General features: G+C 74.0%; 10 protein-coding genes. 5 read left to right on the forward strand and 5 right to left on the reverse strand.

Going from position 1 to position 10,195, the window contains the following annotated elements:
* Positions 1–11: 11 nt before the first annotated feature.
* Both ACFV04_RS32720 and ACFV04_RS32725 read right to left on the reverse strand, forming a co-directional pair.
* Entirely contained in the window at positions 12–1,274 is a 1,263-nt protein-coding gene (locus ACFV04_RS32720; RefSeq protein ID WP_380534448.1) for a globin domain-containing protein, read from the reverse strand.
* Between the two features lie 106 nt (positions 1,275–1,380).
* Positions 1,381–2,313, reverse strand: coding sequence for a helix-turn-helix domain-containing protein (locus ACFV04_RS32725; RefSeq protein ID WP_380534450.1), 933 nt, complete (start codon positions 2,311–2,313; stop codon positions 1,381–1,383).
* Positions 2,314–2,485: 172 nt separating this feature from the next.
* On the opposite strand from ACFV04_RS32725, the gene ACFV04_RS32730 reads away from it, so the two are divergent.
* Positions 2,486–3,601: an NAD(P)-dependent alcohol dehydrogenase gene (locus tag ACFV04_RS32730; protein ID WP_380534452.1), complete on the forward strand. Its 1,116-nt coding sequence runs from the start codon at positions 2,486–2,488 to the stop codon at positions 3,599–3,601.
* A gap of 93 nt (positions 3,602–3,694) precedes the next feature.
* Here ACFV04_RS32730 and ACFV04_RS32735 read toward each other — a convergent pair whose 3' ends face one another.
* The 3 genes from ACFV04_RS32735 to ACFV04_RS32745 all read right to left on the reverse strand — a co-directional run bounded on the left by ACFV04_RS32735 (position 3,695) and on the right by ACFV04_RS32745 (position 5,842).
* Positions 3,695–4,240, reverse strand: a complete 546-nt coding sequence (locus ACFV04_RS32735; RefSeq protein WP_380534454.1) for a DUF6114 domain-containing protein — start codon at positions 4,238–4,240, stop codon at positions 3,695–3,697.
* A 2-nt stretch (positions 4,241–4,242) separates the two neighbouring features.
* On the reverse strand, positions 4,243–4,896 hold the full coding sequence (locus ACFV04_RS32740; RefSeq protein ID WP_380344449.1) for a DUF6230 family protein: 654 nt from the start codon (positions 4,894–4,896) through the stop codon (positions 4,243–4,245).
* A 139-nt stretch (positions 4,897–5,035) separates the two neighbouring features.
* Positions 5,036–5,842: a TetR/AcrR family transcriptional regulator gene (locus ACFV04_RS32745; protein WP_380344452.1), complete on the reverse strand. Its 807-nt coding sequence runs from the start codon at positions 5,840–5,842 to the stop codon at positions 5,036–5,038.
* A 469-nt stretch (positions 5,843–6,311) separates the two neighbouring features.
* Between ACFV04_RS32745 and ACFV04_RS32750 the strand changes: the two genes are divergently transcribed.
* From ACFV04_RS32750 to ACFV04_RS32765, 4 genes are all read left to right on the forward strand, one after another.
* Positions 6,312–6,980, forward strand: a complete 669-nt coding sequence (locus tag ACFV04_RS32750; protein ID WP_380534456.1) for a Tat pathway signal sequence domain protein — start codon at positions 6,312–6,314, stop codon at positions 6,978–6,980.
* Positions 6,981–7,151: 171 nt separating this feature from the next.
* The gene (locus tag ACFV04_RS32755) at positions 7,152–8,045 is read left to right on the forward strand and encodes an AAA family ATPase (RefSeq protein WP_380534458.1); all 894 of its coding nucleotides are present in this window, start codon (positions 7,152–7,154) and stop codon (positions 8,043–8,045) included.
* Positions 8,042–9,544: a VWA domain-containing protein gene (locus tag ACFV04_RS32760; protein ID WP_380344460.1), complete on the forward strand. Its 1,503-nt coding sequence runs from the start codon at positions 8,042–8,044 to the stop codon at positions 9,542–9,544. The genes ACFV04_RS32755 and ACFV04_RS32760 overlap by 4 nt, the downstream gene beginning before the upstream one ends.
* A gap of 78 nt (positions 9,545–9,622) precedes the next feature.
* Positions 9,623–10,195: hypothetical protein (locus ACFV04_RS32765; RefSeq protein WP_380534460.1), on the forward strand; the 573-nt coding region annotated here is incomplete at its 3' end.

The following is a 10,195-nucleotide window of genomic DNA, read 5'->3' on the forward strand; positions in this document are numbered from 1 at the left end:
GCCGATTCGGGCTACCGCTGCAGCGCCTGGTCGTACCGGACCTGCCCGAGCGGGAGTCCGGCGGAGACGAGCCGGCCGCGGACGGAGGCGACCATGCCGACCGGGCCGCTGACGCAGGCCAGGTGGTCGCGCCAGTCCCCGGCCGCCGCGACGGCGTCGGCGAGGCGGCCGGCGGTGACCGGCGTGAGGGTCAACCACGGCTTGTGCAGACTGAGTTCGGCGATTGCCCGCCAGTCGTAGAGGTCGCCGCGGTCCCGGGCACCGACGAAGAGGTGGACCCGTCGGCCGGCCGGGCGGTGGGCGGCCTGCTGTTCGACGATCGCCTTCATCGGGGCGAGCCCGGTGCCGCCCGCGACCAGCAGCAGGTCGCGGGCGTCGCCGTCGGGCAGCAGGCTGCCGCGCGGCGGGCCGAGGCGCAGCCGGTCGCCGACGGCGGTGTGTTCGACCAGGGCGGCGCTGACCCCGTCGGGGCCGGTGCGGCGGACGTGGAACTCCAGCTCGTTGTCGGCGCGCGGGGCGCAGCCCATCGAGTACTGCCGCCAGGTGTGCGGCAGCGCCGGGTGCTCGACGGTGCCGTACTGTCCGGCCCGGTACGGGTACGGTTCGCCGGTGCGCACCCGCAGCACGGCGAGGTCGGAGCGGCGGCGCTCGTGGCCGGTCACCACCGCGTGCCAGTACGGGGGTTCGGTGAGCGCGGAGTCGGCGCCGGCGACCATCGCGCCGACGGCGAAGCGGATCATCCGCACCCAGGCGGCTTCCAGTTCCTCGCTCCAGTGCTCGCCGGCCCGGTACCGGATGGCCTCGCACAGGGCTTCCTCGAAGGCCTCGTAGTGGACCGGTCGGACGCCCAGTTTCCGGTGGTCACGGCCGAGTCGGCGGAGCATCCGGCCCAGTTCGGCGGGGTGGTGGAGGTGGTCGACGAGGTGGCGGAAGATCCGTTCCAGATGGGCCTGCTGGAACTCCATCGAGGCGGGGAAGAGCGGGCGCAGGTAGGGGCGGTGGCGGAACATGACCGCGTAGAGGTGGTCGATCAGCTCGGAGAGCGGCGCGATCCGGTCGAGGTCGCGCCGGATCAGGTGCTGGTCGGCGGCGCCGTCGTAGCCGCCGTCCCCGTGGTCGTCGCCGTCGGCGCCGTACCCGGGGTCGCCGCCCGGGGAGGAGGACGGGGCGAGGAGTCGGCGTCGTAGGCGCATCGCGTGGTGGCGGGCGATCAGCCGGTCGTACTCGGCGGTGGCGGTGCCGGTGGCGAGGTGCGTGCTGCTGCTGTTGTCCATGTCATGCCCAGTCAACTGCGCTGTCGCCGAACGCGAGAAGGGCCGATCGCCCCGAACGGACCCGGGACCATCGACCCCTTGCCAAGCGGGACCGCTACCGGGACCGCTACCGGGACTGTTCGGCGGACGGACCGGCAGACGCACCGGCGGACGAACCGGCACTCGGCCCGACCGTCCGCTCGGACGGGCCCGCCTGGAACTCGGTTGCCGCCCAACTCGCCAGCAGCCGCAGCGATTCGGCCGAGCCGGAGCCCGGTTCGGCGTGGTAGGCGACCAGCACCTGGTCGGGCTCCCCGGCCGGGCGCAGGGTCTCGTACTGCAGGCTCAGCCCGCCGACCACGGCGTGGTGCAGCTGCTTGGTGCCGTGGCCCTTGTCCTGGATGTTGTGGGTGGCCCACAGACGCCTGAAGTCCTCGCTCTTGACGGAGAGTTCACCGATCAGCGAGGCGAGGTGGGGGTCGTCCGGGTCGCGTCCGGCGTCCAGCCGCAGGATGCCGACGACGTCGCTGGCCTTGCCCTCCCAGTCCTGGTAGAGCTCGCGCGCGGCCGGGTCGAGGAAGACGTGCCAGGCCATGTTGCGCTGCTCGGGCGGCATCGTGGCGAAGTCGCCCAGCAGGGCGGTGCCGAGCCGGTTCCAGGCGATGATGTCCAGGCGCCGGCCGAGCACGTACGCGGGCACGCCCTCCATGGCGTCCAGCAGCTGCTGCAGCGCGGGCCGGACCCGCTGGATCCGGGCGGCGGCCCGGCCGGAGCGGCGGCGGGGCGGCTTGGTGAGCCGGCCGAGGTGCTCGCGCTCGGCGGAGCCGAGCCGCAGGACGCGGGCGATGGCGTCCAGCACGGCGGCGGAGACGTTCTCGCCGTGGCCCTGTTCCAGCCGGGTGTAGTAGGCGGTGCTGACTCCGGCGAGCTGGGCCAGCTCCTCGCGGCGCAGCCCGGGCACCCGGCGCCGGGTCGTGGTGTCCCGCAGGCCCACGTCCTCGGGCCGCAGGCGGGCGCGGCGGGATCGGAGGAACTCGCTGAGTTCGGTGCGCTGGTCCATGTCTGCAGTATGCGGGCGCCGCGGCGCCGCGGGGCGGGCGAGGGTGATACTGCCGTGCGTACGTTCCGTGGTCGTACGTCCGGCCCGCCTACGTCCCGCTCCCCTACGTCCCGGCTTCGTACGTTGATCTCTGGTCTGGTTGGGCCGACCGGCCCGCCGCAGGCTTGGGGGCATGACGAACGAGACGACGAACAGCACGGCCGCCACCACGACGAGCACCACGAGCACCACCGCCGGTACCACCCGCACCGTCGCCGCCTACGCGGCGCAGCAGCCGGACGCCCCGCTGGCGAAGACCACCGTCACCCGCCGGGCCGTGGGCGAGCACGACATCGTGATCGACATCAGGTTCTCCGGCATCTGCCACTCCGACATCCACCAGGTCGGCGAGGACTGGGGCACCGGCATCTTCCCGATGGTCCCGGGCCACGAGATCGCCGGCGTGGTCAGCGAGACCGGCCCCGGCGTGACCCGCTGGAAGGTCGGCGACCGGGTCGGCGTCGGCTGCTTCGTCGACTCCTGCCGCGAGTGCGACAACTGCCGTGCCGGTCTGCAGCAGTACTGCACCGGCGAGGGCGGCGCCGTCTTCACCTACAACGGCACGGGCCGCGACGGCCTGCCGACCTACGGCGGCTACTCCGCGGAGCTGGTCGTGGACGAGGCGTACGCGCTGGGCATCCCCGACAGCCTGCCGCTGGACGCCGCCGCCCCGCTGCTGTGCGCGGGCATCACGCTGTACTCGCCGCTCGCGCACTGGGGCGCCGGCCCGGGCAAGAAGGTCGCGATCGTGGGCCTCGGCGGCCTCGGCCACATGGGCGTCAAGCTCGCCCACGCGATGGGCGCGGAGGTCACCGTGCTCAGCCAGTCGCTGCGCAAGCGCGAGGACGGGCTGAAGCTCGGCGCCGACCACTACCGGGCCACCTCCGACCCGGCGACGTTCAGCGAGCTGGCGGGCAGCTTCGACCTGATCGTCAACACCGTCTCCGCCGACCTCGACCTCAGCGCCTACCTGGGCCTGCTGCGGGTCGACGGCACCATGGTGCAGGTCGGCGCGCCGGAGAAGCCGGTGTCGGTGAACGCCCACGCGTTGCTCAGCGGCCGCCGCTCGCTGGCCGGGTCGATGATCGGCGGGCTGCCGCAGACCCAGGAGATGCTGGACTTCTGCGGTGAGCACGGCATCACGGCCGAGATCGAGCTGATCCGGGCCGAGCAGATCAACGAGGCCTACCAGCGGGTGCTGGACGGCGACGTCCGGTTCCGCTTCGTGATCGACGCCTCGACCATCTGACGGACCGCCCCACGACCGCGAGGTGCCCCCGCACGACCGCGAAGTGCCCCGCGCCCCGGTGCTCTCCCGTCACCAGGGCGCGGGGCACCCGCGTCACACCGAGGCCGTCTTCGCCGTCCGCCGCTCCTCGCGGCGGTCCAGCCGCCGCTGCCGGCCCCGGCGCAGCGGCTGGTCGGGCAGCCAGCCGAAGGTGAGGCAGGCGCCCACCACCCCGAGCAGCATCCCGATCAGGAAGCCGCCCAGGTTGGAGGTGACCCAGCTGGCCAGTGCGGCCAGCACGGCGAGGACGGAGTAGAACAGCCGCTGCGCCGGGTTGAACAGGATCAGCAGGCCGCACAGCACCATCACCGCCGGCACCAGGTACCCGGCCAGCCCCTGCATCCCGATGTGCAGGACGACGGGCAGCGGGGCCCGCAGGGTGAACAGGATCTCGGCGCCGCCGAGCAGCACCAGCAGCCCGCCCCAGAACGGTCGCCGGCCCCGCCAGTCGCGCGTGACCGGGCGGGCGGCGGGCTCGGCACCGTCGGCGGTCGCGGCGGCGGTGCCGGGCGCGGTGGCCGTCCCCTCGGCCGCCACCCCCTCGGCCCGCGCCCCGACGCCCCCACCGGTCCCGGCCGGCTCCGGTACGGACTCCGTCATGCTCAGCAGCCCTGGGAGCCGAAGCTCAGCCGCAGGTTGGGCAGTTTGAACCCGACGGCGGTGCTCGCGTAGTTGTGCTGCTTGAGGTGGGTCAGCACGACGGTGTCGGCCTGCTGGCCGAAGACGCCCGGGTTGCCCTTGCCGACCGGGCCGGCCTTGTCGAAGGTGCTGGCGTCGCCGCCGATCTCGATGTTGGTGAACTCCGCGTCGCCGGACAGGAGATCGGAGTCGGTGGTGAGGTTGGAGGCGCTGACGGGGGTGCCGCCGTCGCCCGCGTGGATCACCAGGTTGATGCCGCCGAGGTCGACGCTCTGGCACAGGTTGGTGATCTCGGCACTCTTGATCGCCGACACCGCGACCAGCACCTGGCCGCCGGTGGAGCCCGCGTTGGGGCTGTCGGGGATCATCGAGTCCAGCGAACCGAACTGGGCGAAGCCCTTGCCGTCGAGCTTGTCGGCGGTGATGGTGAACGGCATGCCGGAGATGGAGAACTGCGCGGCGAGCACGCCCTGGGCGGTGAGCGCCATCAGGACGCCCCCGGCGGCGATCGCCGGCACGGCCATCAGGGCGGTGCGCTTGAGCCGTACCCGGCCTCTTCTGGGCCCGACCGGCTGTGGGGTCCCGGCCGCCGCGGCGGCGTCCTCGGACATGGCCATGTGTGCTCCCTGTGGGTGGATTGGGTGTGCAGGCACTGGCACGTTGTCCTGGCGCGGACAGCGTTCCGCGGCCCGAACGGGCCGCCCGCCCCTCGGCAGCGGGGCGGGTCCGGTCGGAGCGCGGTAAGTAACTGGGAAGCTACTGCCCGGTATTGGCCGGGTCAATACGGGTGCACGAAGGATCTTCACCGATCCCGGCCTCGACCCGTTCCGGCGCCTCGGCCAGGCCCAGCCGCTCGGCCATTCCCGCCACCCCGAGCCGTTCGGCGGCCTCTGCCGGGCCGAGGAACGGTGCCAGGCAGAACATGCTCAACACGGGCAACAGCTCCGGCAGTTGATCGGTGCGGCCGGAGTCGATCCGGCGGTGGATCGCGCTGTACACGCCGCCGACCACGGCGTCTACCAGCTCGTCCACCGTGATTCCGCACGGGAGTTGGGGCGCCTCGGCGAAGAACGCCCGGAACCTGGTGAGGAGTTGATCGCGCTCACGGCGCCCCTCCGGGCCGACCGCCTCGATCTCGATCACCGCCATGGTCGCGAACGCCGGTGTCCCGGCGAGCAGTTGGAGCATCGCACCGAGCGCCTGCCGGATCCCGTGGCACCAGTCGGATTCGGCCGCGAACGCCGCCGCCATCCGCCGGAGCACCACCCCGGTGCCGTAGCGGTGCGCGGCGAGGAAGGCGTCCTCCTTGCCGCTGAACAGCTCGTAGAAGACCGGCCTGGTCACGCCCGCCGCCCGGCAGATGTCGCTCACCGTCGCGTGCTGGTAGCCGCGTTCGGCGACGGTCCGGACCAGCCCGTCCAGCAGCCGTTCGCGCTGGGTTGCGGCGACCACGCCCGCGGGCTGCCGGCGCGGGCCGGGCTTGATCGACCGGGCGGGATCGCGGCCGGTCCGCGCGCCCGGCAGCAGGACCGTGTCGGCACTCCGGAGGTAGTTCCGTTCCATCACCAACTCCTGTGTCCTGTATTGACATTGACGCAACACCGGGTTTACAACACTGACAGGTTTCCAACCGGTGGACGAGCAGGCCCCCACCGGTCGACCTCCAGGGGCTCCCCCGGTCCGGACGCACCACCCGGGCCACGGGACCACGGCGGGCGCAGGCCCGCGGCGGTGGCAGCCGCCGACGTGCACCCCCACAGCACCGCACGTCCGCACCGGCCCGGCGCAGCGCCGCCGGGCAGTGCCGCTGTGTTCCGCACCGCCGAACCGCCGCACGGCCCGACGGCCCTGCAGCCGAACCGCCTCACGGCCGTACAGCCGAGCCGCACGAGCGGGCCCGTGGCGCCGGGCCCGCCCGCACCGCGGCCCCGCCGGAGCCTCCGGTACGCCATGCACTTCCCCGCCGTGCACACCACCACACCCGCACGCCGGGATTCCCCCACCCGTCCCCCGGACGGAGAGAGGTACCCTCATGCGCATCCGTCGCACCCTCGCCACCGCCGCCCTCACCGCACTCGCCCTCACCGGTGCGGCCGTGGCACCCGCCGAGGCCGCCACCGCCGTACTGACCACGGGCAGCCCGACCGGCCCGGCCGTCGCCGTCGGCGACGTCCTGACCGCCAACCTGGTCTCCGGCAGCTACGCGACCTTCTACAACAGCGCCACCGGGACGAGCGGCATCAAGTGCGCCGCCTCCTCCTTCTCGGCGACCGTCACCTCCAACCCGGCCGCGCCGGGCAGCGCCGTCGAGCAGCTCAACACCCAGACCTTCGGCTCCTGCACCTCCAACGTCCTCGGCGTCACGAGCGTCAAGAGCATCACCGTCACCAACCTGCCGTTCACCAACACGGTCAGCGACGCCCCCGGCAACCCGGTCAAGCTCACCCCCGGCGCGGCCGGCGCGATGGGCACCACCGTCGTCCTCGGCACCATCCTGGGCAGCATCACCTGCAACTACCAGAACAGCACCGGGATCAACGGCACCACCTCGAACACCGGCAACACGATCGGCTTCTCCGCGCAGCCCTTCACGCTGGTCTCCGGCCCCGGCCTGTGCTTCTCGACCGGCTGGTTCAGCGCCACGTACGGCCCGGTCACCGACACCTCCGTCGCCGGCAGCCCCGCCCTCTACGTCAACTGACGGTCCCCACCGCCCGCTGACGGACAGCCCCACCCCGACCACGGCGGCGTACGGCACCGGCACCACGCCGTACGCCGCCCGGCCGTGCCCGCGCGGGACACCGGGACACGGAAGTGACCGGCCGGTAGGGTGGCGCCGCACGCAGACGACGAAGCGGAAACGGGGCGGCACATGGGCAACGACGGCAACGGCAACGCGACGAACGGCACGGGTTTCTTCACCTCGGTCACGGACACCGCCGAACAGCTCGCCGCCACCGGCTACCTCGCCTCCACGGCCGTCGCCACCACCGTGTTCCTCGCCGACCGGCTCGGCAAGCCGCTGCTGGTCGAGGGCCCGGCCGGGGTCGGCAAGACCGAACTCGCCAAGGCCGTGGCCGCGATCGGACGGGCCCGGCTGGTCCGGCTCCAGTGCTACGAGGGCATCGACGAGGCCCGCGCGCTCTACGAGTGGAACCACGCCAAGCAGCTGCTGCGGATCACCGCCGGCCGCGAGGAGGGCTGGGAGGAGGCCCGCGGCGACATCTTCGGCGAGGAGTTCCTGCTCACCCGCCCGCTCCTCACCGCCATCCGCGGCGAGGAACCGACGGTGCTGCTGATCGACGAGATGGACAAGGCCGACGTCGAGGTCGAGGCGCTGCTCCTGGAGGTGCTCAGCGACTTCCAGGTCACCGTCCCCGAACTCGGCACCATCACCGCGAGCCGCCGCCCCTTCGTGCTGCTCACCTCCAACGCCACCCGCGACCTCTCCGAGGCGCTGCGCCGCCGCTGCCTCTTCCTCCACCTCGACTACCCGGAAGCCGAGTTGGAGCGCCGCATCGTCCGGCTCAAGGTGCCCGGGCTGGACGAGACCCTGGCCGAATCGCTGGTGCGGGTCGTCGGCGCGCTGCGCGCGATGGACCTGCGCAAGGCCCCGTCCGTCGCCGAGACCATCGACTGGGCCCGCACCCTGCTCGCCCTCGGCGCGGACACCCTGGACGAGGCCGCCGTCCGGGACACCCTCGGGGTGATCCTCAAGCACCAGGACGACATCCGGAAGGCCTCCCGGAAGCTCACCCTCGCATGACCGCCGAGCCCCGCCCGACCGGAGCCGCGCCGGCCGCGCTCCAGCCGACCGCACCCGGGCCCTCCGCACCCGCGCCGGCCCAAGCCCCGCCGGCCGACACCGCCGCCCGCCTCACCGGCCTGGTCCGCGCCCTGCGCGGCCACGGCCTGCGGATCGGCCCCGCGGAGACCGTGGACGCCGCCGCCGTCCTCGACGTCCTCGGCTTCGCCGACCGCGAGCGGATGCGGGCCGGACTGGCCGCCGCCCTGCTGCGCTCCGAGACCCAGCGGACGGTCTTCGACGCGACCTTCGACCTGTTCTTCCCCCTCGGCGTCGGCACCCCCGAAGCCGTCCGTGCGGACCCGCTGCCCGTCCCCGACGACCCCGAGCCGCCGCGCTTCGGCCGCCCCGACCCGCTCCGCGACGACCTGCGCGACCGCCTCGCCGCCGCCCTCGCCGCCGACGACCGCGCCGCCCAGGCCCGGCTCGCCGGCGAGGTCGTGGAGGCCTTCGGCCGCTACGGCGCGGGCAGCACGCCCGGCTCCGACGGCTGGTCCGCCCACCAGGCGCTCGGCCGGCTCTCCCCCGAGACGCTGCTCGCCCGGATCCTCGCCGCCCTGCGCACCGCCGGTTCCGCGACCGACCTGTCCGACCTCGTCCTCGCCGACGAGGTCCGGCGCCGCATCCGGGACTTCCGCGCCCTGGTCACCGGCGAGGCCCGCCGCCGGGTCGCCGAACTGCGCGGCGCCGAGCGGATCGCCGAACGCGCCGTCGCCCCGACCGTCGACCGGATCGACTTCCTCTACGCCGGCCGCGACCAGCTCGCCGAACTGCGCCGCACCGTCCACCCGCTGGCCCGCAAGCTCGCCACCCGGCTCGCCGCCCGCCGCCGCCGCGCCGCCCGCGGCCACATCGACCTGCGTCGCACCCTGCGCCGCTCCCTGGGCACCGGCGGCGTACCGCTGCGCCCGGTCCACCGCCTGCGCCGGCCGGCCCGCCCGGAGCTGGTGCTGCTCTGCGACGTCTCCGGCTCCGTGGCGGGCTTCGCCGACTTCACCATGTTGCTGGTGCAGGCGATGAGCGAACAGTTCAGCAAGGTCCGGGTGTTCGCCTTCGTCAACCGCACCGCCGAGGTCACCGACCTGCTCGGGGCCGGCGACGATCCGGCCCGCCTCGCCGCCCGGATCCTCACCGGGGCCAAGGTGACGGGCCACCACGGCAACAGCGACTACGGCTCCGCCCTCGGCGACTTCGCCGGGCACCACCTCGACGCGGTCGGCCCGCGCACCTGCGTCCTGGTTCTCGGCGACGCCCGCACCAACCACCGCGACCCGAACCTCGACGCCCTGCGCCGGATCGCCGCCCGGGCCCGCCGGGTCATCTGGCTCAACCCGGAGGAGCCCTCCCGCTGGCCCACTGGCGACTCCGCCGCCCCCGCCTACGCCGACGTCGTGGAGATGCACTCCTGCCGCAACGCCCGCCGCCTCGGCGAACTCATCGGCCGCCTGCTGCCGGTCTGAGCCGCACCACCGGTGCGCCGGAGACCACGCACCCGCCCCGGACGCGGGCCCGCCCCCGCCACCCGGGAGGATGTCCCCGTGCACAGTGTCCAGTTCTTCACGTACACGTCCACCCGGCTGTGGGGCCTGCGCGTCGACGGCGCCGACCTGCGGGTCCACGCCGCGGACGCCACCCGCCCCCGGTGGCAGCAGGAGGGCAACCCCGACGAGCGGACCCCGGAAGCCGTGGAGGACTTCCTGCTCCACCAGTACGGCGGCCTGACGGAGGCCGAACTCGGCTCACCGGGACGCCACTTCCTCGGCGACGCGGCTCCGGAGGTCCGGGACCGCGCGACGGGGGCGACCGCCGTCCTGGGCTGCCCCTGCGGCATCTGGGAGTGCTGGCCCCTGCTCACCCGCATCACGGCCACGGCCGACACGGTCACCTGGTCCGCCTTCCGCCAGCCCCGCCGCCCCGCCTGGGGCGACCTGGCCGTCGGACCGTTCGTCTTCCCCCGCACCGACTACGAGCGCTCGCTCGCCCACGCCGTCCACCACGCCGAGGACCCGCTGACCGCCCTCCCGCCCGCCGAGCCCCCGCCGGGACCTGACGCGGTCCCCGGGGTGGGCGTCCCCGGGGGGCGGGTCGGCCCCCCCGGCCACCCGGGTCGC

The organism is Kitasatospora sp. NPDC059599, from assembly GCF_042735125.1.
Lineage (GTDB): Bacteria > Actinomycetota > Actinomycetes > Streptomycetales > Streptomycetaceae > Kitasatospora.

Bases quoted from the DNA above. Each gene is read 5' to 3' on its own strand.
- ACFV04_RS32720 (WP_380534448.1), bottom strand. From the start codon at position 1,274: ATGGACAACAGCAGCAGCACGCACCTCGCCACCGGCACCGCCACCGCC.
- ACFV04_RS32725 (WP_380534450.1), bottom strand. From the start codon at position 2,313: ATGGACCAGCGCACCGAACTCAGCGAGTTCCTCCGATCCCGCCGCGCC.
- ACFV04_RS32730 (WP_380534452.1), top strand. From the start codon at position 2,486: ATGACGAACGAGACGACGAACAGCACGGCCGCCACCACGACGAGCACC.
- ACFV04_RS32735 (WP_380534454.1), bottom strand. From the start codon at position 4,240: ATGACGGAGTCCGTACCGGAGCCGGCCGGGACCGGTGGGGGCGTCGGG.
- ACFV04_RS32740 (WP_380344449.1), bottom strand. From the start codon at position 4,896: ATGGCCATGTCCGAGGACGCCGCCGCGGCGGCCGGGACCCCACAGCCG.
- ACFV04_RS32745 (WP_380344452.1), bottom strand. From the start codon at position 5,842: ATGGAACGGAACTACCTCCGGAGTGCCGACACGGTCCTGCTGCCGGGC.
- ACFV04_RS32750 (WP_380534456.1), top strand. From the start codon at position 6,312: ATGCGCATCCGTCGCACCCTCGCCACCGCCGCCCTCACCGCACTCGCC.
- ACFV04_RS32755 (WP_380534458.1), top strand. From the start codon at position 7,152: ATGGGCAACGACGGCAACGGCAACGCGACGAACGGCACGGGTTTCTTC.
- ACFV04_RS32760 (WP_380344460.1), top strand. From the start codon at position 8,042: ATGACCGCCGAGCCCCGCCCGACCGGAGCCGCGCCGGCCGCGCTCCAG.